The sequence below is a fragment of the Paracidovorax oryzae ATCC 19882 genome (assembly GCF_000687165.1).
Lineage (GTDB): Bacteria > Pseudomonadota > Gammaproteobacteria > Burkholderiales > Burkholderiaceae_C > Paracidovorax > Paracidovorax oryzae.
This window is the reverse complement of record NZ_JMKU01000002.1, coordinates 362,011-383,408: the sequence shown is the minus strand read 5'-3', so window position 1 is coordinate 383,408 and position 21,398 is coordinate 362,011. Positions and strand designations below refer to the sequence as shown.

General features: G+C 56.8%; 17 protein-coding genes. 2 read left to right on the top strand and 15 right to left on the bottom strand.

The features are described 5' to 3' along the window. Positions 1-22: 22 nt before the first annotated feature. The 15 genes from asnB (T336_RS0103455) to T336_RS0103395 form a co-directional block, all read right to left on the bottom strand. Positions 23-1,909 carry an asparagine synthase (glutamine-hydrolyzing) gene (gene asnB / locus T336_RS0103455; RefSeq protein WP_026431502.1) on the bottom strand — a complete coding sequence of 629 codons (1,887 nt, stop codon included), beginning with the start codon at positions 1,907-1,909 and terminating at the stop codon, positions 23-25. A 41-nt stretch (positions 1,910-1,950) separates the two neighbouring features. After that, positions 1,951-3,246: a glycosyltransferase gene (locus tag T336_RS0103450; RefSeq protein ID WP_084151361.1), complete on the bottom strand. Its 1,296-nt coding sequence runs from the start codon at positions 3,244-3,246 to the stop codon at positions 1,951-1,953. Beyond that, positions 3,227-5,134, bottom strand: coding sequence for an asparagine synthase (glutamine-hydrolyzing) (asnB, locus tag T336_RS0103445; RefSeq protein WP_026431500.1), 1,908 nt, complete (start codon positions 5,132-5,134; stop codon positions 3,227-3,229). The genes T336_RS0103450 and asnB (T336_RS0103445) overlap by 20 nt, the downstream gene beginning before the upstream one ends. A 16-nt stretch (positions 5,135-5,150) precedes the next feature. Then, the gene (locus T336_RS25905) at positions 5,151-6,344 is read right to left on the bottom strand and encodes a glycosyltransferase (protein ID WP_167333634.1); all 1,194 of its coding nucleotides are present in this window, start codon (positions 6,342-6,344) and stop codon (positions 5,151-5,153) included. A gap of 55 nt (positions 6,345-6,399) precedes the next feature. Next, entirely contained in the window at positions 6,400-7,665 is a 1,266-nt protein-coding gene (locus T336_RS25900) for a glycosyltransferase (RefSeq protein WP_156957782.1), read from the bottom strand. After that, positions 7,616-9,088, bottom strand: coding sequence for a class I SAM-dependent methyltransferase (locus T336_RS25895; RefSeq protein ID WP_156957781.1), 1,473 nt, complete (start codon positions 9,086-9,088; stop codon positions 7,616-7,618). The genes T336_RS25900 and T336_RS25895 overlap by 50 nt, the downstream gene beginning before the upstream one ends. Positions 9,089-9,096: 8 nt before the next feature. Continuing rightward, positions 9,097-10,842 carry an ABC transporter ATP-binding protein gene (locus T336_RS25890; protein ID WP_209435936.1) on the bottom strand — a complete coding sequence of 582 codons (1,746 nt, stop codon included), beginning with the start codon at positions 10,840-10,842 and terminating at the stop codon, positions 9,097-9,099. A gap of 31 nt (positions 10,843-10,873) precedes the next feature. After that, complete coding sequence (locus T336_RS0103430) at positions 10,874-11,656, bottom strand: ABC transporter permease (protein ID WP_026431497.1); 783 nt, start codon at positions 11,654-11,656, stop codon at positions 10,874-10,876. Next, entirely contained in the window at positions 11,656-12,735 is a 1,080-nt protein-coding gene (gene wecB, locus T336_RS0103425; RefSeq protein WP_026431496.1) for a non-hydrolyzing UDP-N-acetylglucosamine 2-epimerase, read from the bottom strand. Before wecB ends, T336_RS0103430 begins: the two co-directional genes overlap by 1 nt. Next, positions 12,732-13,832 carry a DegT/DnrJ/EryC1/StrS family aminotransferase gene (locus T336_RS0103420; protein ID WP_026431495.1) on the bottom strand — a complete coding sequence of 367 codons (1,101 nt, stop codon included), beginning with the start codon at positions 13,830-13,832 and terminating at the stop codon, positions 12,732-12,734. Before T336_RS0103420 ends, wecB begins: the two co-directional genes overlap by 4 nt. Before the next feature lie 21 nt (positions 13,833-13,853). Continuing rightward, positions 13,854-14,423: an acyltransferase gene (locus T336_RS0103415; RefSeq protein ID WP_011794107.1), complete on the bottom strand. Its 570-nt coding sequence runs from the start codon at positions 14,421-14,423 to the stop codon at positions 13,854-13,856. Positions 14,424-14,507: 84 nt separating this feature from the next. After that, positions 14,508-15,446 (bottom strand): Gfo/Idh/MocA family oxidoreductase, encoded by a 939-nt coding sequence (locus T336_RS0103410; RefSeq protein WP_026431494.1) that lies wholly within the window; start codon positions 15,444-15,446, stop codon positions 14,508-14,510. A gap of 22 nt (positions 15,447-15,468) precedes the next feature. Further along, entirely contained in the window at positions 15,469-16,764 is a 1,296-nt protein-coding gene (locus T336_RS0103405; RefSeq protein WP_026431493.1) for a nucleotide sugar dehydrogenase, read from the bottom strand. A gap of 39 nt (positions 16,765-16,803) precedes the next feature. Continuing rightward, entirely contained in the window at positions 16,804-18,318 is a 1,515-nt protein-coding gene (locus tag T336_RS0103400) for a mannose-1-phosphate guanylyltransferase/mannose-6-phosphate isomerase (RefSeq protein ID WP_026431492.1), read from the bottom strand. Beyond that, positions 18,315-18,686, bottom strand: a complete 372-nt coding sequence (locus T336_RS0103395; RefSeq protein ID WP_026431491.1) for a DUF2304 domain-containing protein — start codon at positions 18,684-18,686, stop codon at positions 18,315-18,317. Before T336_RS0103395 ends, T336_RS0103400 begins: the two co-directional genes overlap by 4 nt. 698 nt (positions 18,687-19,384) lie before the next feature. Between T336_RS0103395 and T336_RS0103390 the strand changes: the two genes are divergently transcribed. Together T336_RS0103390 and groL are read left to right on the top strand one after the other, a co-directional pair. Further along, entirely contained in the window at positions 19,385-19,675 is a 291-nt protein-coding gene (locus T336_RS0103390) for a co-chaperone GroES (protein WP_013593381.1), read from the top strand. Between the two features lie 58 nt (positions 19,676-19,733). Next, positions 19,734-21,371 carry a chaperonin GroEL gene (gene groL, locus T336_RS0103385; RefSeq protein ID WP_013593380.1) on the top strand — a complete coding sequence of 546 codons (1,638 nt, stop codon included), beginning with the start codon at positions 19,734-19,736 and terminating at the stop codon, positions 21,369-21,371. Positions 21,372-21,398 lie beyond the last annotated feature (27 nt).

The following is a 21,398-nucleotide window of genomic DNA, read 5'->3' as shown; positions in this document are numbered from 1 at the left end:
GGAAAAGCGCTCCACGGGACCACTACGAAGGGAAGTGCTTCGCGTGCCATCGCGCGAAATTGATCCAGCGCCATACCTGCCAGCTGTATGGGCGCCGCCCGGCAACCACGGAATCAAACGCCTCCAGCAACGCTTGCTGGCGTAGAAATGGCACTCCCAGCGGCGCGCGCAACCATTCACGGATTTGTGGGGCCATGTTCAGCAGCCAGGCATGCTCGGGAGTGGCAAATCCAATCTTGTCCCGCCGTTCCAATATCGCCTGCGGAACCAGCCCGCGCATGGCCTTCCGCAACAAATGCTTGGTTTCCCCGTCATTTGCGACCAGGTACTCCTCAGGCAACGCCAGAAGGAAGTCCGCCAGCTTGACGGTCAGGAAAGGGACCCGGCTTTCTATGGAGAAACGCATCGAGTTGCGATCACCATGGCGCAGCAGCCCTTGCAGCCCCAGCCCATGCAGGGATCGGGCAAGCTCCGCGGGAAGCCTTCGGCCTCGCTCCGTCACGTGCGGCATCTGGCGCGGAAAGCGCAATGCGATACCCGCATCGGAAAGAACGTTTCCATCCAGCCATTCAGGACACGCATTGCCCCCATTCATGCGCCGTGCTGCCTGGTACGCAGCCTCGCCCATGTATTCGGCCGCGGCAGCTTTCCATCCATCGATTTCCACACGGTCCGGCCACCGGCCCCAGCTGCGCAGGAACTGGGCGGCACCAAGCCACCGGCCCTGATCCAACAAGCTCCTCGTGCGTGGACCGGGATAACCGGCGTACCCCGCGCACAACTCGTCGGCCCCCTGCCCATCCAATGTCACGGTCATGCCATGTTCGCGGGCCGACTGAAATACCCGGTATTGGGCATAAATGCTGGTGCTTCCGAACGGTTCGCCCTGTGTCGCGATCAAATCTTCAAGATCCCGGGCCAGTTCCCCGGGCTCGACGCCCACCTTGTGGTGCAAGGCTCCGACATGGTCGTTCATCAGATCGACCCACCGCTCTTCCGACATACTGCTGCCGGGCGCGATGAAACTGAACGTATGGATGGGAGCGTCCGGCTCCAGGTGCCGCATGCAGCCGACGATGGCGGAAGAGTCCAGCCCTCCCGACAGCGCCGCGCCCAGCGGGACGTCGCTGCGAAGATGCAATCGCACGCTGTCCAGAAGACACGTGCGTAACTCATCTGCTGCATCATCAACAGACCTGGACGCTCCTTGCGCGATCGTTGGCTTCCACCATGGCCAAGCCTTCCATTGGAATGTGCTCAGTTCATAGCGAAAGCAGTAGGCCGCTGGCAATGCCAGGATGCCCTGAAAAAAGGTTCGCTCTCCTGAATCGTAATTGCCGTGAACCAGGTAGTCGTACGCGGTTTGCCAATCCATCGTGGAGCCAGGCATTCCCATGGAACAAAGCACAGAACTCTCGGAGGCGAAACTGAAGTCCCTATCCCCGCAGCGGTAGTACAGGGGTTTGATGCCGAATGCATCGCGCGCGCCATGCAAGGTGGCCATCTCCCTGTCGTATATGACGAAGGCGAACATGCCGACGAGACGAGGAAGGACATCCGCCCCCCAGGCGAGCCAGGCGTGCAGCAGCACTTCGGAATCCGAATCGGTACGGAAATGCACACCCTTGGTGCGAAGCTCCTGCCGCAATTCGCGATAGTTGTAGATTTCCCCGTTGAACAGAAGCGCGTGCCGCCCATCCGGGCTCCACATGGGCTGGCCTGCGGTATCGGAGAGATCGATGACCTTGAGGCGCGTATGACCCAGCCATCCGCGCCCCATCCCGTGTTGCACACGAACGTAGGCCTGCTGATCGGGCCCCCGGTGCTGCAGGAGCTTGAGAAAACGCTCCGGCCGCCCGACCGAGCCAGGATCATCTCCGACGGAAAACGCGCCGACAATACCGCACATAAGCGATTTTCATTTCATGCATAGTAAAAGCCGTGACTCATTCATGAAGCACGCCTTGCCGTCTTGCTGCTCCTCATTCTCATGTCACTGACTGCCGAACCGAAGATCTCCAGCCATCGAACCCCTTCGCGTTGCCAGGACAACTCCTGCCCCGCCACTCTGACATTCACCTTCCATGCGTCCAGCACGCTCGGCTCTGAAAAAATGGCATCCATCGCGGCGCCGATCCTTTCAGGTTGTGCCATATCGACGACACACCCGCATTCATACGCATCCAGAATTCTACGTACCTCGACAAGATCGGTCCCGAGAACAGGAATTCCGAAAGCCATGAATTCATACAGCTTGTTGGGAGTGCACAACCTGTTGTTCAGGCAGTTGGCGACATACGGAATGATCCCTATATCAGCATCAGATGTATAAAAAGGAAGAGAACCCTGATCGACTCGAGGATGAAAAATGACCCTCTGATCCAACCGTTCGGCTTGGACAAGATCTTTCAAATCATCGAACTCCTCGCCATCCCCGAGAAAGACCAAGCGAATCGATTCATTCCTTACACTCTTCATGGCTAGCACGATCGCTCGCAGATTTCGCCCAGCGGACAGGCCACCTTGATAAAGGACAATTCTTTCCTTCTGCCCCATCCCAAGGGAGGCCCGCAACATCTTCTCGGATGAAAAAAGGCCGGGTGGCGCATCCACCACATTCTGCACGACGTGTACCGGGGCCACTCCATATTGACGGCCGATCACTTCAGCAATGGATGCATTGACCGTGATGATGGCGTCGGCCTGCCCAATGTACTTCTTCTCCAGATTCTTCCATGCGCGCGACTCCCACCAAGGCATGATCTGGCCAGGGAAGAATTCATGGCTATCGTAGATCAGCGCGCAGGAAAAGTGCTCTGCAAGCCTGGCGCCCATGGGGAGCATGGGCAAGTCGTGCGCGATGACTACCTGCGGCCGAGGTGCCTGCTTCAACTCCTGCAGCGGAAGCGAATGAAATCGATCAAGAAACCGTGAGGAACCTGAAAGGACTCTCCATACGCAGCGCTTGATCACCGCGGCCACACCTCGATCACCCAAGATTCCGCGGAAGATTCGATAAGTGAATTTGAATAGATTGTTTCCCGCCTCCAGAGGCGATGGCCGAGAGTTGACAGCCTGCCCATCGGCAGGCCACACCACACTGGATCCCAGCGGTGAATACAAATTGACCTGCCAGCCAGCACTTTCCAACAGGGAAATTTGCTGCAATATTCTGCGATCTACTTCGTGATCGGCAGTAAGCACCAAAACCTTACCGGGATTGCGATCACCGGAAAGCATCACCATCCTTGAAGCTGCGGTGCCACTGCTCCAGGCATATCATTCCCCAAAGCGCCCGACCATATTCGCCCTGCTTGGCCTGGCCTGTTGCGATCTGGCCGACATCGAATATTCCGCGCTCCTTGGTTCTTCTAGAAAAAATCAAGTCATCGACATATTCCTTGGCGACACCCTGCGTCCAATTATTCAATGGTGTCGGGAATCCCATCTTATCCTTGCGCTGCATGATGCGCTGGGGAACGATGCTTCTCGTGGCCGACTTGAAAAGATGCTTCAGCCGGCCTCCAGCGAATTTCTTGTTAGGCGGTATCTTTGCCATGAATTCGACAATTCTGTGATCGAGCAAGGGAACCCGCGATTCGATCGAAGCAGACATGCTCGTCCTGTCCTCGACATGCAGCAAAGCTGGCAAGGATGCCTTGAGATCAAAATAGGTCATCTTGTTGATGAGCGAATCGACACCAGGCCGGTTGAAAATGGCATCGAACTCGGTGAAAGCTGAGTAGGGGCCACCAAGGACATCCGCGGAGTAAAACGCCACGGACTCTTCCGCACGGTCGATCAACTGGAAATAACGCTCCGCAGCCGGCCCGAAAAGACCTTGCGACCAATTCTTTCTCAGCATGGGCTTGTAAGCCTTCAATACCGGCAGGTTGGGAACGATGGATTCCAGGGTGACAGCATACGGACCGTCACGAAAGCTTTCATCGATTGCCCCTTGCAAGCAGGCCTCCAAATAAGCCACCAGATACCGGGCATATCCGATGAAGAGTTCATCTCCACCTTGTCCGCCCAGCACGACTTTCACCTGCTCGGAAGCCAGCTTCGAAACATGGTACTGCGGAATGAGCCCCGGCCCAGCGGCGGGCTCATCCATGAAGTACATCAATTTGGGGAACAGAGTGGAAAAATCCGCTCCCTGGATGGATATTTCATGGTAATTCGTGCCCGCAAAAGCAGAAACGGCCTTGGCATGCTCTGTCTCGTCATACTGTGGCCCATCGGGAAACGTACCGGTGAAAGTGTGAAGGCCCTCACCCTGCAACATCTTCGCGACCAGACAGACCACTGTGCTCGAGTCCAAACCACCGGAAAGATGTGCTCCCAAAGGCACATCGGAGCGAATATGCATCCGCGTGGAATCCTCAATCAAGGCGGCAAGTTGATCGACGAACCACGACTCGTCGTGGTCCCGGTCTATATCGTAATTGACATCCCAATACTGCCTCTTGACCACCTCCCGGCGCCCGTTCAAGTTGCTGATCTTCAGGCAGAATCCAGGCTCGAGCTTCTTCACGCCCGAAAAAAGTGTCTTTTCGCCAAGGCAGAACTGAAAAGCAAGATAATCCTTCAGAGCGGACTGGTTCAAAGAAACATCCAGCAATCCCGCTCCGACAAACGCCTTGATCTCCGAAGAGAAAGAGAAGAATTCAGCGCTATCGATATAGTAGAACGGCTTTATACCTACGCGATCCCGGGCACAGAACACCTCTCGGCGAGAAAAGTCCCAGATGGCGAAAGCAAACATTCCTTGAAAACGGTCGACGCACTGTTCACCCCATTCCCTGTAGGCGGCCAGCAGCACTTCGGTATCAGAGTAAGAGACAATGGAATGCCCCTTTGCCACCAGTTCTCGGCGGAGTTCCAGGTAATTGTATATTGCCCCGTTGAAAACGACCGTGAATCTACCATCCGACGTGGTCATCGGCTGTTTCCCGTTGGCCGGATCGATAATTGCAAGCCGTCGGTGCCCAAAAACGATCCCATCCTCTTCCTGGACGTAAAGTCCGTCTCCATCAGGTCCGCGATGGACCATGGTATCCATGGCACGGGAGACACGCTCCACAGCCTCGCTTCGATTGGGCCAACCAATCAGGCCAAAAATTCCGCACATATTAAACCCTCACGCCTTATAAGGAAGCGTATATACCCATCAGCTTCCGGCCTTCCACATCCCAGTTCAACTCCGCTCCTGCCAATTCGGCACCCTCCTTCAGCCGGGAGAATTTTTCCGGATCAGCGAATACCTGGTTGATGGATTGGGCAGCAGCTTGCGGACTTCGGAGGTCAGAAATCACACCATTGCCAAACTTCTTGACAATATCCCCCAAAAAAGGCAAATCATTGCAAACAAAAGGAATATTTGCCACCGCGAATTCGAAGAGCTTGTTGGGACTGCAGAAAAAGTTGTTCTCATCAACGCCGTGATAGGGAATGATACCCAAGTCTGCCCCGCACGTCAGGGGATGGAGCTCGTCGGAAGGAACCCCACCATAGAAAAAAACCCGAGATGATAGATCATGATCCTCTACCAGTTTCCTGAGAGTGGCCTCATAATCTCCATAGCCTATGACGATCAAAACAATATTTTCAGAAAAATACTTCGCGGATTCAACAATGCAATCTATTCCTCGATTATCAGAGATCCACCCCTGATACACGACAATACGTGTGGAAGAAGGCAAATTGAATCTCATCCGCAGCAGGTCGCCATGCGATACCTCCCTGGGAGGTGCCGCATTCATGATCACCCACGGCGTTTTTACGGAATAGCGCTTTGCTATGATATCTGCGATGTAGGGGTTGACCGTAATTGCTGCATCAACGTGCCTCATCAGGCGCGACTCGTTTTTCTTGTATTTTTTTTGTATGTTTGCCGGCAACTGGGTTTGCGCATAATACAACTCGTGAGCATCGTATATGATCTTCACGCCACGCATCTTGGCAAGGGCTACACCAGCAGCCAACATTGGGTAGTCATGGACATGCACTATGTCCACCTGGTACTCACTCATCCGGTCGAGAATATACTGGTCGAAGCTATTCAAGCTTGACATCCGATATGACCAGGTTCTGAAAATCCTCCAGGCTGCGTTATGCAGAAAACTACCTGGACGCAGCTTCAATTTCCTGGCAATACGGAGAAAGCGAGAATCCGACCAGTCGTAGACGAATCGTTCGACCCTGATGCCTTCGAGGATGTAAGACTCTCTTTTTTGGCACTCAAAACCTGCCAGCAAGGTCACATGATGTCCATGTGCAATGAGGGTTTTCGCCTCCTGAATTATCCTGCGATCAATCATCAAGTGATCGGCTGTGGTCATCAAAATATTCATCAGGTTCCTAACGCAGCTCGAGCAATTTTTGAAGTTTAATTTCTTATTGCAGCTTCTTATAAATTTCCAACATCCTGTCAGCAACCACGGAAGCGGAGAAATTTTCTTCCGCATATTTCCTTATGTAATGGGCATCAAAATTTTCGGACCGCTTCGCCATACTCAACAGCCCATCACGCAGGTCATCCAGCCCCATACCAACGATAGATCCGAGGCCGGAGTTAACGATCATGTCCGCCGGCCCGCCGCAATCCGTGCTCAGAACAGGAACACCACAACTCATTGCTTCAATAGCGACCACGCCAAAGGTTTCGGATTCACTTGAAATAACAAGAAAATCCGAACCTCCGTAATAACCGGGCAATTGCTTTCTGTCCGCAGCGCCTGCAAAGTTGACATACTCCGCTATTTGAAGTTCATTGACCAGCGCCTTGAGCTCCGCCTCCAAAGGGCCTGTTCCCACCAAAGTTAGCTTCAGTCTGGGCTCATGGGCGACAGCCTCGCAAAAAGCCTTGACCAACAAGCCGACGCGCTTTACTGGAACAAAATGTCCCACCCAAATTACATTGATACGGCTCCCTTCTGCCTTCCTTTTCTTCTGGGGGAAACTTTGAACGTCCACTACATTGGGAAGCACGATTGCTCTATCAGGATGCTTCAGCCGCACCTGTCTATTGATATCCTCGAACAGGGATTTGCTCACAGCTATAAGACATCCGGCGGAATTTATTGCTGCCTGGGTTTTTTTTCGCAGGAATGAAGTACGCGTCAGCACTTTGAAGGGGCCGGTATGCTCCGTGATGACAAGCGGCACCCTATATTTTCGCGAGATGGCAACCCCGGCATTTCCATCAGTAAAAGAGGTGTGAGCGTGGATGATCTGAAAGGAAAAATCTCTTTTCATTTTTCCAAGACATCGCAGTGCGCCAAAACGATAGGTGAAGAAATGCGCCTGGAATGGCAAAAATCGGGAACTGACGATATATGGGAATTTTATGACTGGCACATCATTATGCAACTCCCACTCATACCCCCCCATCCTCCACCAAGCCCTCAAGGCGGAGATGACCTTGAATGGATGAAAAGTATTTATCCAGAAAGGTTCGCCCGTGATGACCCGGGCATCCACCCCCGCATCCCGCAAAGCCTTGACCTGCTCGTGGACAAATATTCCCCCTGCAGGATGGTAGTCCCGTGGATACATGTGCGAGACGATCAACACTGAATTTATTTTCATATTTCCCCCGGGGTATCGGCCTTTAATCAGGCTCTCGCTGACCTGCCCGTATTTTCGCCTGCTCTTCTTCACGAGCAATTCGATAACTGTCCCTCTCAGCCAGAAGCTCGTTCAATCGAACACGTTCACTTTCGAGACTATTTGCCAATGCATTGACCTTTTCAAATCTCTCCTGTAGCTCTTCATAGTTTTTGTCCCTGATCTGCAATTTATTTTCCAATTCACTGCGGGTGGATTCCAGCCTCTCCATGATGGAGTTCAAGTGCTGGATGCGCGCATTCTCATGAGCAGAAGCACCGGGCAAAGCCTGAAAGCACAGGTGTAATATTTCATCCCTGGATGTATAGTTGCGGTATTCCAGATCGACCACGAGATCATCTGAGGCGCCGAGAAAACGGATAAGGAAGCCTCTCATATTGAAGGGAATTTCCGCGATCATGAAACTCCCATCCTCCAAAATCTCGGACTGGTGGTAGGCCTCATTGACCGGGCAGTAGCTGTCCACACCCGATAAATATCCCTTCAGGATTTTCAATTTTTCGGGGGACCTCTTCAAAAACAACAGGCGCTCCGAACCCTCAGGCTCCAATTCATATACGGACACTGGATAACCAACCGGATCCTTCAGTCGAGGAATACTATTGAGCTCGACTATCCCCGACCCATCTTCATAAGGTTCTTCTGAATTTATAGCAATGGGTTGGGGGGATCGAGCAGCTTTCGTGTAGAGCGCTATGATCTCGCTCCGAGGCGGTACTGGCTCGAATCCATATGCAACCGACATTGCCTGGTATGCTTCGATTCTTCTTCTAAAGCTTTCGGCGCCCCTGCCAAAGGCCTTGCCCCCCCTCCTGGTGCCGCAATATGGGCAGATGGCGTTCTCGAAGGGATAATCCAAACCAGCAACAGAATAGCTGGCATCGGGCAAGGAGGAGGCGCCATACTTCCAATGCTCACCGGAAAGCAGCATTTTCTCGATCTGGAACCGGGTTCCCATCAGGCCATGCAGGCTGGCTTCTTCATAAACCCGTTGATGCAAATGCGCATGGTACCGCTGGCCGCAGGATGGGCAGGAGACATAGGCCGCCTCCAGGACCTCGCGATACGGAACGGCAATGAGTACATATTTGGCAGCCACCCTGGAAATTTCCATGAGCGCCTGCTTATATATTTCATCGGGAAGATGCTCGATCACATCGCTGGCCAAAACCAGATCGAAACTGTCATCAGCAAAGGGGAGGTTGCACAAATCCGCAACCACTGCCGGTGCCGCCACATTTTTCAATGCCGTCTCGCTGATGTCGCAACCCACCACGCTCCAGGATTTGGCAATATCGTTGGTCACGGCTCCATTGCCACACCCTGCGTCCAGAATGGTATGCACATCATCAGGAATGAGCCGGACAAGATCCCTCGCAACCATCACCTGTTCGTGTACCGGCTGCCCCCAGAGCTTGGCCTGGGAAAAATATTGCACATCGACTCTGTCAGGCATGATGATCCTCAAATAGTCCATTCCACAGGATGAACGACCACACCGCGTTCCATCTTGATGCTCTCAGGGCTCAAAATCTTCAAGCGATATTTTCTATCCTGCACGCAAAGAGGTTTTCCAGGGATCACCGACCCCTCATCCAAATCCTCGAAAAGGCCGACAGACACTACATATTCTCCCGCTCCGATCATCACCGGAGAAAATACTGCGGAGAGCACTCCTGCGGTTTTTCCAGCATCTGTGGAGAACTGCGGGGAAAAAACTTGGCTGATGCAACGACCATCCATGCCATATATGCAGATGACGCATGCAATACGCTGTACGGCCCGCGAGGACCGCCAATGCATGGACACGTGGAGCGCTTCGCCAAATTCATAGGTCAGCCTCGATGCCTGGGCAGCATCATGGAAATCTACGGCCTCGATGCTTAAGCCACCGTCGCCGTATGAAAAGTCTTCCTGCGCAGGTTCTGCTGCCAGGACCTGCGCCGCAGCATCCGGCAGAGCTTCCACAGCGGACCCGCCTTCCTCATCCTTTTCTGCTTGCCTCAAGGAAATTCTTTGAATTCCGGCTTGTGGAGTCAACCGGTCCAGAGTCACATACTCATGACCATTGAATATCTGCAGCAGTATTTCCTCGTTACCACTTCCTGAATGTGATATCTCGAGATGGAAATCACCCTCGATCCCTTGTGGCAAACCTACGCTCAACGGAGCATGTAAATATTTTCCCTGCATATCGACAAACTGGCGATAGGGAGTTCCATCGGGCATGCGCAAAGGTTCGCTCCAGTTCATGAATCCTTTGGCCGTCAACAGATGTATCTGCTGGTTCCTGTCATCATCCGCAGATGCACCTATTTTCACGCCCTCTATCAGTTCACCTCCATGATAGAGGTTCACAAAGTAGAAGCTCACCGGCTGATGCTTTGGTGCACTGCCGCTGGCCGAGATGAAACGCAACGTGCATGTACGATCGGATTGCTCTCTCGCTTCGAGGGTCTTCGTATCTCCCTTCCCCAACTTGAGATTAACCGCCCGCAGTCGCATTTCTTCCTGCTTCCGGATGGAGGAGGCATATTTCTTGCCGACCTCGATAGGATGCCCGTCTGCAATGATCTGTCCACGCTCGACCCATACGGCCCGGTCGCAGATCATCTGGACTGCAGACATGTCGTGCGAAACGAACAACACGGTGGCGCCATCCACGGTCAGTTCCCGCATTCTTCTCGCAGACTTACCCGCAAAATATGCATCGCCAGCACCGAGGATTTCGTCGATGATCAAGATTTCCGGGCTTACCGCGGTGGCCGCCGCAAATGCCAGTCGCGAATACATGCCCGCGGAGTAGGTTTTTATTGGCTTGTCGATGAAATCTTCGAGTTCCGAGAAATCCAGCACATCGTCCAGGAGCGCTCTGGCGCGCCGGCCGGTTATACCTTGGTATGCAAGTGCGGAAATAACGTTTTCGCGCCCGGTGAACTCCGGATGAAACCCTGTCCCCAGTTCCATCAATGCCTGAATTTTTCCCTTGACTGCGACAGTTCCCTCGGTGGGTTGTACCAGATTGGCAATCAACTTGAGAATGGTGCTCTTGCCAGCTCCATTTCTCCCGATCAACCCGACACGCTCACCTTTCCGGATTTGCAGCGAAATATCCCGCAGAGGCCAGAACTCGTCGTAAGCGGACTTCGCGACAGGAATACCCAACGCCTCCAGCATCCTGTATTTCGGATTCCGGTAGAGTTTGTACATCTTGGACACACGATCCAAGTACACAGCAAGATCAGACATGGTCAGCAAAAAGCGGCTTCAGTCGGGAAAATACATGCCCCCCTACCAGGAACATGATCAAGCTGATGGCTGAAAATATCAAAAGCATATCGATCCGTATCGAACCAAAGTAGAGGGCATCCCGATAAAGCATGATCAGATAATATAAGGGATTGGGATACATGAAAGGCATCAATTCCTTGGGTATCATTTCATGCGTATATGCAATCGGCGAAACGAGCATCAGGAACATGATGAAGATGGCAACGATTTGTCCTATGTCCTGGATAAAAACATTGACAGCAGCCAGAAGCCAGATCAATCCTATCGAAAACATGAGTTGCAGTAGCAGTATCAGTGGTACTGCAAGCTGGGTCACATGCCAAACGCCTGATATCCACAAGGCAGATATCAGGAGCAGTAGGCCGACGCCCATGGTGACGCTGCTCGAGAGAACCGCCTTTACTGGAACCAATTCGATGGGAAAAAGCGTGTTCTTAATGAGTCCCTTGTTCGCAATGATGGAGCCCACGCCATTCCCGAGCGCTTCGGAAAAGCCCAGGAAAGGTACGAGTCCGCAGAACACCAGAAGCACATACTCTTCCGTACCGTATCCAGCAGCACGCACGTGAAATATCATGATGTAGATCACGGCATATATGCCGAGAAACAAAATGGGATAGATCACCGTCCAGAGAATACCGATGACCGTGCCTCTGAACCTCGACTTCACGTCGACGACAGTGGTTGCAGCGATGATCCAGCGGTGCGCCCAGATGAGATGGATCAGATTCATCAGTCAGCACCCATGATTTCCAGAATACGGTCTGCCGCGTCACCCTTGCCGTAAGCTTCGGGTTTAGAGGCAGCAGGGCGGCCCGCATCCATGGCCTCCAATATCTTGCGGGCATCGGCGCCGGCGATCGTGTTCCATCCGGAATCGACGGTCTCGATCCATTCCGTTTCGTCCCGCACGGTGACGCAAGGAACACCGTAGAAGAAAGCCTCTTTCTGTACTCCGCCCGAGTCGGTAACGATGGTGCGGGCGCATTGCTCCAACGCCACGATGTCGAGGAATGGCAACGGGTCTGTGACCACGATCTTATTCAGCTGGTTGCCCAGTCCATAGCCCTGGATGGCATTTCTTGTTCTGGGGTGCAGAGGCAGCACTACCGGGCGGATCTCCGCGATCCTGCCCAAGGCTTCCAATATCTGGGACATCCGCCCTGCATCATCCGTATTTTCCGCACGATGGCAAGTGGCAAGGACGTATTCACCAGCCTTGACGCCAAGGCGATTCAATACTCCGCTGCGCTGCAGCGCAATATCCCTGTAGAACAGTGCAACGTCATACATCACATCGCCGACGTTATGGACGCCTTTCTCCAGCCCTTCTTTCCTCAGGTTCTCCACTGCTGCTGCAGTAGGACAGAAAAGCAGGCTGGAAACCCTGTCCGAGAGGATGCGGTTGATTTCCTCAGGCATCCGCATGTTGAAAGACCTGAGCCCGGCCTCGACGTGCGCGATAGGAATGTGCAACTTGGCGGCTGCGAGTGCGCCAGCGAGGGTGGAGTTGGTATCTCCGTAGATGAGCAGCCAATCAGGACGCTCTTCCTGGATGATCTTCTCGACTCCCTCCATCATGCGTCCGGTCATGGCACCATGCCCTCCGCCTGACACTTCCATATTGTATTTGGGAGCCGGAATCTGCAGTTCGTCGAAAAACACCTGCGACATGTTCGCATCGTAGTGTTGCCCCGTATGGACCAGGACTTCCACAAAACGGTTGGCATGGCGCTGGGATATGGCCCGCGATATGGCTGCCGCCTTGATGAATTGGGGGCGGGCACCCACTACAGTAAGAATTTTTTTCATTTTTCCAATGCCATTGCCAGTGCAGCAACGACGTCTCGCTGGTCCTGCTCAGTAATGTCGGCACTCATGGGCAGACTCATGATGCGATTCGCCGCCTCACTGCTCTTCGGCGTGTGATATCCCTTGCAGATGTCCTTGTAAGCTGGCTGATGATTCAAGGGCACCGGGTAGTGGACTGCCGTTGGAATGCCGCGCGCCTTGAGGAACGCAATGACCCTTTCGCGGTCTTCGACCTGAACGCTGTATTGCGCATAGACACTGGTACCGTTTTCGCTGATGTGTGGCCGAACGACTTCGGGACAATGGACTTTGAGCAGATCGGTATAGATGTCCGCGGCCTTCTGCCTCTGGCCGATCTCCCATGGGAAGCGCCCCAACTTGGCCAGCAGGATGGCTGCCTGCAGCGTATCGAGCCGGCCGTTGATGCCGAGCCTCGGGTGGTGGTAGCGGCGATCCTGGCCGTGTACCCGGATCTCGCGCATTGCCTTGGCCAGTGCGTCGTCGTCGGTGAACAGGGCCCCTCCGTCGCCATAGCAGCCCAGGGGTTTGCTGGGAAAGAAGCTGGTGGAACCGATGGTCGACAAGCCACAGGATCTGCGGCCTTTGTAGGTCGCGCCGAACGACTGCGCGGCGTCCTCGATCACTGCAAGCCCGTGCCGTGCTGCGATTTCGTTGATGGCGTCCATGTCCGCGCACTGGCCATACAGGCTCACGGGCATGATGGCGCGGGTCTTCGAGGTGATGGCATCTTCGACGAGCTGCGGATCGATGTTGTACGTTTCCGGATCGATGTCCACGAAAACCGGCACAGCACCGAGCAGGGCGATCATTTCCCCCGTGGCAACGAAAGTGAACGGGGTGGTGATGACTTCATCTCCAGGCCCGATGCCCAACGCCATCATGGCCACCATGAGCGTGTCCGTACCGTTGCTGGCAGTGATGCAGTGCTTCGTCCCCACGAAGTCCGCCAGGCGCTCCTCCAGTTCGGCGACTTCCGGCCCCATGATGTACTGCCCATGGTCCAGCACCCTGCGGATGCCCTCGTCGATTTCCGGCTTGAGCGCTCGGTATTGCGCTTTCAGATCTGTGAATTCCATGACATCCCTGTCGAATACGGTTCAAATACGTTGGACCCGGCCATCCAGCAGCTGGTAGCGGCCACCCGTGGCAGGACATGTGGCTTCGCCATTTCCAGTCATGGGTAAATCGAGGCGCTCGCCCATCTCGCTCATCCATCCGATCTGGCGGGCCGGGACGCCAGCCATCAGTGCGTAGGGATGAACGTCACGGTTCACGACGGCACCGGCAGCTATGAAGGCATATTCCCCTATGGTGGCGCCGCATACGATCGTCGCGTTGGCCCCCAGGGTTGCGCCACGGCGGACGACGGTCCGGCGGTACGCATCCTTGCGGGGGACCGCGCTGCGCGGGTTGTATACGTTGGTGAATACGGCACTGGGACCGCAGAACACGTCGTCTTCCAGTGTCACCGCATCGTAAACGCTGACGTTGTTCTGGACTTTGACGTTGTTGCCAATCTGGACATCGTTGCCCACGAAAACGTTCTGGCCAAAAGAGCAGCGCTCGCCGATGCGAGCGCCACTGCATATATGTACCCAGTGCCAGATCCGCGTTCCGGCGCCTATCTGCGCTCCGGGATCCACGATGGCCGTGGGATGTATCGTCAATTCAGCTTCGGCTGTCACGGTGTAATTCCAGGCTTTCAGGCGAGTCGGGGAAAGCCGCCGGGAATGGCGGCCACGTCGCGGCCGTCAACGAACGAAGGGATGCCGAAGAGCATCTCCATCACGCATCACAGGAGCCGTTCTGATCGAGTTCACGGTCTCGATGCAATGCCTGGCGTCCTCCAGGCCATATCCCCGCCCTGCCAGGATCTCCTGGTAGCTGGTGGTGTGCAGATCAGTAAAGCCTTCCGAAAACTCCAGCTTTTCACCGCTCACGTCGATGTTGCGGTAGGTGGGCTTCTTGCCCTTGACGTCGTCGGGCAGATCGTTGGCATCGATGGAGAGGAACCAGCGTACCCGCGCCCGCTCGTACTCGAGGTATCCGGCGGCCTTGGTTTCCTCGCTCAGGTGAAGGCGGTTGTCCTGCAGCCTGCCGAAGATGAAATGCAGCATGTCGAAGAAGTGCACACCGATGTTGGTCGCAACGCCGAAGGACTTGCGGGGGTCGCCCTTCCAGCTCTCCAGATACCACTTGCCGCGCGAGGTGATGTAAGTGAGCTCCACGTCGAACTTCGCATCCTTCGGAGCGGCAGCGACCTTTTCCTTCAAACGAAGAATGGCCTCGTGATGCCGCAATTGCAGGATGTTGAATACGCGCTGGCCAGTCTCTTTCTCGATGCGCGCAAGTTCGTCGATCTGGGCCGGCGTGGGCACCAGTGGCTTTTCGCAGATCACATCGCAGCCCAGGCGCAGACCTGCGGCGATATGCGCCTGGTGTAGGTAATTGGGAGAGCAGATGGACACGTAGTGGAGCGCCGTGGCCGGCTCGCGCCTGAGCCGGTAGGCATGTTCCAGAAAGCGCTCGAATTCGGTGAAGAAATCGCTCTGCGGGGAGATGCTGTCGATGATGCCCACCGAGTCGTTGATATCGTAGGCCACAGAAAGTTGGTGGCCTGTGTCCTTGATGGCGCGCATATGCCGGGGGGCGATGTAGCCGGCAGCGCCGATGAGGGCAAAATTTTTCATGGGCGATCAGAAGTCGGGGAAGTCACAGACGGAACACGGTGAAGCCGGATGCCACGGCCTGGTGGCGGTCATGGAGGCTCTTGACGTCAGCCAGCACGGGGCGGTCGCCGCGACAGAAGGCGCGCAGTTCGGAAAGGCTGGCTTCGCGGAACTGGTGGTGACCCACCGCAACGACCAGCGCATCGACGGGTTCCTGCGCGGACACGCTTCCCAGGGAGATGCCATATTCGTGCTGCACGTCCTGCGCATTGGCCCATGGATCACAGACGACCACATTGGCGCCCCAGGATTCGAACTCCCGCACCATGTCCACAACCTTGCTGTTGCGGATGTCAGGGCAGTTCTCCTTGAACGTGATGCCCAGGACACCGATGCGGCATCGGGGAACGTCCATGCCGTTGCGCAGCATCAGCCGGATGGTGTTTCGCGCCACGTAGCGTGCCATGTTGTCGTTGATGCGCCGTCCGGCCAGGATGACCTGTGGGTGGTAGCCCACTTCCTCGGCCTTGTGGGTCAGGTAGTACGGGTCCACCCCAATGCAGTGGCCACCCACGAGCCCCGGCCGGAAAGGCAGGAAATTCCACTTGCTGCCGGCAGCCTCCAGCACGTCGAGCGTATCGATTCCCAATCGATCGAAGATGACCGACAGTTCGTTCACCAAGGCGATATTGAGGTCGCGCTGAGTGTTTTCGATAACCTTCGCGGCTTCGGCCACCTTCAGGCTGCTCGCCTTGTGAGTGCCTGCAGTGATGATCTCGGCGTAGAGAGCGTCCACGGCATCCGCCACTTCAGGGGTGCTGCCACTGGTGATCTTCCGGATCTTGGTCAGGGTGTTGATCTTGTCGCCCGGATTGATGCGCTCGGGGCTGTAGCCGCAGAAGAAACCGGAGTTGAACGTCTTGCCGCTGCAGCGCTCCAGAACCGGAACACATACCTCTTCCGTCGCACCGGGATACACGGTGGACTCATAGATCACCACGGCCCCCTGGGGCATGGCACGGCCCACCGTCTCACTGGCCTTGACCAGCGGGGTCATGTCGGGCCGATTGGCAGTGTCCACCGGCGTCGGCACGGTCACGATGAAAATTCCGCAATCCTTGAGGGCTTCCGGGTCTGCGCTGTAGCGAAGATGGGTTGCAGCACGCAGGTCCTCGGGCGTCACTTCGAGAGTGCCATCTTTGCCGCCCTGCAGTTCCGCGATGCGCGCCGCGTTGATGTCAAACCCCAGCACGGGGCGCCGCTTTCCGAATTCAACAGCCAGTGGCAAGCCCACGTAGCCCAGGCCGATCACGGCAATGTTTGCTTTTTCCAGGTTCATCATCTACTTCAGCAAGAATTCAACAGGCTGCGCCAGCGTTCAATTGCCGGCTCCAGAGGACGAGCGACCATACATGTCATCGAATCGCACGATGTCATCCTCGCCGAGATAATCTCCCGACTGGACCTCGATGATTTCGAGCGGAGCGTCCCCCGGGTTGGCAAGCCGGTGCGGCCTGCCCACGGGAATGTAAGTGGATTGGTTGGGGCCGAGCACATAGGTATCGTCTCCATTGGTGATCTCCGCCGTGCCGCTGACCACCACCCAGTGTTCCGCACGGTGCCGGTGCATTTGCAGGCTGAGGCACGCGCCTGGATTGACGACGATACGCTTGACCTGGAACCGGGCTCCGCTGTCAATGGCGTCATACCATCCCCAGGGCCGATGCACCTTCCGGTGGCGCTGGGCCAGGCCGTTCCCTGCATGTGCCAACAGGCCCACCACATGCTTCACTTCCTGCGTACGGCCTTTGTCGGCCACCAGCACCGCATCGGGTGTCTCCACCACGACGACATGGTCCAAACCGACCCCGGCGACCAGCCGGCTCGATCCGTAGAGCAATGTGTCGCGGCAGCCATGCTGCACCACGTGGCCCACGGCGGCGTTGCCGTCAGGATCGCGCTCGAGTGCCTTCCACAGCGCATCCCATGCCCCCAGGTCGGACCAGTCCGCGTCCAGAGGCACGACATAAGCGGGCATGTCCAGCTGCGGCGTGGACGGCAGGCGTTCCATCACGGCGTAATCGATGGAATCCGAGGGACACGCTTGGAAGGCCGGCTCAGCAGGCCGGATGAAATCCAGATCACGCACAGCACCGCGCATGGCATCGGAGCACGCCTGCAGGATGTCGGGCCGGCATGCGCGCACAGCCGCAAGCCACTGGCATGCACGCACCATGAAAAGGCCGCCATTCCACAAATACTGGCCGCTGGCAAAATACGCGGACGCCGTCTCTTCGTCCGGCTTCTCGACAAACTCGGCAACACGGTGCACCTGGGCAGCCATGTCCGCGCCTGAAGCTCCCCCATGCGCCAGCGGTATGCAACGGATGTAGCCATACCCTGTTTCAGGATGATCAGGCACGATGCCGAAGGTGACAATGCCGCCATCCGCCGCGAACGGAAAGGCTCGCTGGACGGCGAGCCGGAAGGCTTTTCCATTCGCAATCACATGGTCCGCGGGCATGGCCAGCAGCACGGGGTCGTCGAACCGGTCGTTTTCGATAGCCTGCAGAGCGGCGATGGTCAAGGCCGGTGCGGTATTGCGGCCTACAGGCTCCAGTAGGATCTGCGCACCGCCCATGCCTATCGCCTTCAGCTGCTCGGCAGCGATGAAACGGTGTTCGCTGTTGCAGACCAGCATCGGAGCATCGGCCACACGCATGCCGGGCAACGGCCCCTGCAACCGCAGCACGGTTTCCTGGAGCATGGACCGCTCACCGGACAACGCGAGGAACTGCTTGGGATAGGTTTCACGCGAGAGCGGCCACAGACGCGAGCCCACGCCTCCACAAAGCACCACTGGCAGCAATCGGGGTACAGCAGGCATGGTCATGCGTCGGGCACGTCGGTACGGAGGCGATCACGAAAGCCCTCCGCATCGGCCTCAAGCAGCGCGAGGCGCTGGTTCAGGCGGCGGACATCCCGCTCGATGCGGGTGTTGACCATGTCCGAATGCAGCGCCTTGATGACCAGAACGATGTTCGCGAGCAGCAGCAAAAGCGCGGGCGGATAGCTGATCCCGAGAAGACGCGCCAACCGGTCGATCAGGCCGGGCCATGCCCCCAGCACTGCTGCGGCGAAGGCCACTGCGACCCAGAACAGGCCATGCATCAGGTAGAGATGATCGCGGCGGATGAGGTAGAGGATCAGCACTGCCAATCCGATGCCCATCAGTGCGGTGGTTGCTTGCAAAGATGCCATCGATCTGCTGCCTCTGGTGACTGTCTTTTTTGCGTTAAGGGAATGGGTTACGCAGGGCCTCGCGCCTTGCGCAAGAATTCCGGGCGTTACCGGAAAGCAGCTGGCGGCCTCCTTCAAGCAGTGACTCCCGCAAAGCCGCGGTGCACATGCAAACCTCGCATTGTAGGCTGCCGAGCTGACGCGAAATCCTGACCATAGACAGGACCAATCAACCAGGCCCGCCGAATTCATTTCATTCACCACCGCGGCACATCTGCCGCCGCCTTGGCGACGATGACCGACCGGCCAAACGAACTGGTCACCCTCTTCTTTGTCCTGCGCCACCCCGCAGGAGTCCAGCAGCATCGAGCAAGGCCCATACACCGACGACAGCGTGCGCAGCCCTCCGATACGCGCTCAAGGGGCACCACCAGGTGGCGCAAGATGTTTTGATCATGCTGGTCAGAATATTCATGGAGGCAAATGCCCCTCTCGGAGGCAGCCAGAGGGGGAGACCCCGATACAGGTGCGCATCGATCACTGGCGACGCCTTCCCACCCCCCGCCCCCTTGAAACGCCAGCAAATGCCCGTATCATTAGCACTCGAAGCGGACGAGTGCTAACAGCCATGTGGGACACGGCCGCTGAAGATCCCGACGCCCGCCTTCCGCGGGCGTCCTGTCGATGTCGCAATCCTTATTGAACCAGGAGAGATGCAAATGAACCTTCGCCCCCTGCACGATCGCGTGATCGTCAAGCGCATTGAAAGCGAAACCACGACCGCCTCCGGCATCGTGATCCCCGACAACGCTGCCGAGAAGCCCGATCAAGGCGAAGTCCTGGCCGTGGGCCCTGGCAAGAAGAACGACAAGGGCGAACTCAGCGTGCTGAGCGTCAAGGTCGGCGACCGCGTCCTGTTCGGCAAGTACTCGGGCCAGACCGTCAAGGTCAACGGCGACGAACTGCTGGTCATGAAGGAAGACGACCTGTTCGCAGTCGTCGAGAAGTGATCGCTTCGCGGATCACATCCTCTTCCAACTTCCTGTTGACTGAATCCGGAGAAACAAAATGGCAGCAAAAGACGTAGTTTTCGGCGGCGAAGCCCGCGCTCGCATGGTCGAAGGCGTGAACATCCTCGCCAACGCCGTCAAGGTGACCCTGGGCCCCAAGGGCCGCAACGTGGTGCTCGAGCGCTCCTTCGGCGCCCCCACCGTGACCAAGGACGGCGTGTCCGTGGCCAAGGAAATCGAACTGAAGGACAAGCTGCAGAACATGGGCGCCCAGCTCGTGAAGGAAGTGGCTTCCAAGACCAGCGACAACGCCGGTGACGGTACGACCACCGCCACCGTGCTGGCCCAGGCCATCGTCCGCGAAGGCTCCAAGTACGTGGCCGCCGGCCTGAACCCGATGGACCTCAAGCGCGGCATCGACAAGGCCGTGACGGCCCTGGTCGCCGAGCTGAAGAAGGCTTCCAAGGCCACGACGACCTCCAAGGAAATCGCCCAGGTGGGTTCGATCTCCGCCAACTCCGACGAATCCATCGGCAAGATCATCGCCGACGCCATGGACAAGGTCGGCAAGGAAGGCGTGATCACCGTGGAAGACGGCAAGAGCCTGGACAACGAGCTGGATGTCGTGGAAGGCATGCAGTTCGACCGCGGCTACCTGTCGCCCTACTTCATCAACAACCCTGAAAAGCAGGCCGCCCTGCTGGACAACCCCTTCGTGCTGCTGTTCGACAAGAAGATCAGCAACATCCGTGACCTGCTGCCCACGCTGGAGCAGGTCGCCAAGGCCGGCCGTCCGCTGCTGATCATCGCCGAGGAAGTCGAGGGCGAAGCCCTGGCGACCCTGGTGGTGAACACCATCCGCGGCATCCTGAAGGTCGTGGCCGTGAAGGCGCCTGGCTTCGGCGACCGCCGCAAGGCCATGCTGGAAGACATCGCCATCCTGACGGGCGGCAAGGTAATCGCCGAGGAAGTGGGCCTGACGCTCGAGAAGGTGACCCTGGCCGACCTGGGCCAGGCCAAGCGCATCGAAGTGGGCAAGGAAAACACCACCATCATCGACGGCGCAGGCGCTGCAGCTGACATCGAAGCCCGCGTGAAGCAGATCCGCATCCAGATCGAGGAAGCCACGAGCGACTACGACCGCGAGAAGCTGCAGGAACGCGTGGCCAAGCTGGCCGGCGGCGTGGCCGTGATCAAGGTCGGCGCTGCCACCGAAGTCGAGATGAAGGAAAAGAAGGCACGCGTGGAAGACGCACTGCACGCCACCCGCGCTGCCGTGGAAGAAGGCATCGTGGCCGGCGGCGGCGTGGCCCTGCTGCGCGCCAAGCAGGCTGCTGGCGAGATCAAGGGTGACAACCCCGATCAGGACGCCGGCATCAAGCTGATCCTGAAGGCGATCGAAGCGCCCCTGCGCGAGATCGTGGCCAACGCCGGTGGCGAGCCGTCCGTGGTGGTCAATGCCGTGCTGCACGGCAAGGGCAACTATGGCTTCAACGCCGCCAACGACACGTACGGCGACATGCTCGAAATGGGTATTCTGGACCCGACGAAGGTGACCCGCACGGCCCTGCAGAACGCCGCTTCCGTGGCTTCTCTGCTGCTGACGACCGAAGCCATGGTGGCCGAGGCTCCGAAGGACGAAGCGGCTGCTCCCGCGATGCCCGACATGGGCGGCATGGGCGGCATGGGCATGTAATGCCCGGCTGAGCCTCGCTCACCTGAC

Coding starts and splice junctions, on each gene's coding strand:
- T336_RS0103450 (WP_084151361.1), bottom strand. CDS start 3,246: ATGGTGATGCTTTCCGGTGATCGCAATCCCGGTAAGGTTTTGGTGCTT.
- T336_RS0103405 (WP_026431493.1), bottom strand. CDS start 16,764: ATGAACCTGGAAAAAGCAAACATTGCCGTGATCGGCCTGGGCTACGTG.
- T336_RS0103430 (WP_026431497.1), bottom strand. CDS start 11,656: ATGAATCTGATCCATCTCATCTGGGCGCACCGCTGGATCATCGCTGCA.
- groL (WP_013593380.1), top strand. CDS start 19,734: ATGGCAGCAAAAGACGTAGTTTTCGGCGGCGAAGCCCGCGCTCGCATG.
- T336_RS0103400 (WP_026431492.1), bottom strand. CDS start 18,318: ATGACCATGCCTGCTGTACCCCGATTGCTGCCAGTGGTGCTTTGTGGA.
- T336_RS25890 (WP_209435936.1), bottom strand. CDS start 10,842: ATGTACAAACTCTACCGGAATCCGAAATACAGGATGCTGGAGGCGTTG.
- T336_RS0103410 (WP_026431494.1), bottom strand. CDS start 15,446: ATGAAAAATTTTGCCCTCATCGGCGCTGCCGGCTACATCGCCCCCCGG.
- T336_RS25905 (WP_167333634.1), bottom strand. CDS start 6,344: ATGACCACAGCCGATCACTTGATGATTGATCGCAGGATAATTCAGGAG.
- T336_RS0103390 (WP_013593381.1), top strand. CDS start 19,385: ATGAACCTTCGCCCCCTGCACGATCGCGTGATCGTCAAGCGCATTGAA.
- asnB (WP_026431500.1), bottom strand. CDS start 5,134: ATGTGCGGAATTTTTGGCCTGATTGGTTGGCCCAATCGAAGCGAGGCT.
- wecB (WP_026431496.1), bottom strand. CDS start 12,735: ATGAAAAAAATTCTTACTGTAGTGGGTGCCCGCCCCCAATTCATCAAG.
- T336_RS0103420 (WP_026431495.1), bottom strand. CDS start 13,832: ATGGAATTCACAGATCTGAAAGCGCAATACCGAGCGCTCAAGCCGGAA.
- T336_RS0103395 (WP_026431491.1), bottom strand. CDS start 18,686: ATGGCATCTTTGCAAGCAACCACCGCACTGATGGGCATCGGATTGGCA.
- asnB (WP_026431502.1), bottom strand. CDS start 1,909: ATGTGCGGTATTGTCGGCGCGTTTTCCGTCGGAGATGATCCTGGCTCG.
- T336_RS25895 (WP_156957781.1), bottom strand. CDS start 9,088: ATGCCTGACAGAGTCGATGTGCAATATTTTTCCCAGGCCAAGCTCTGG.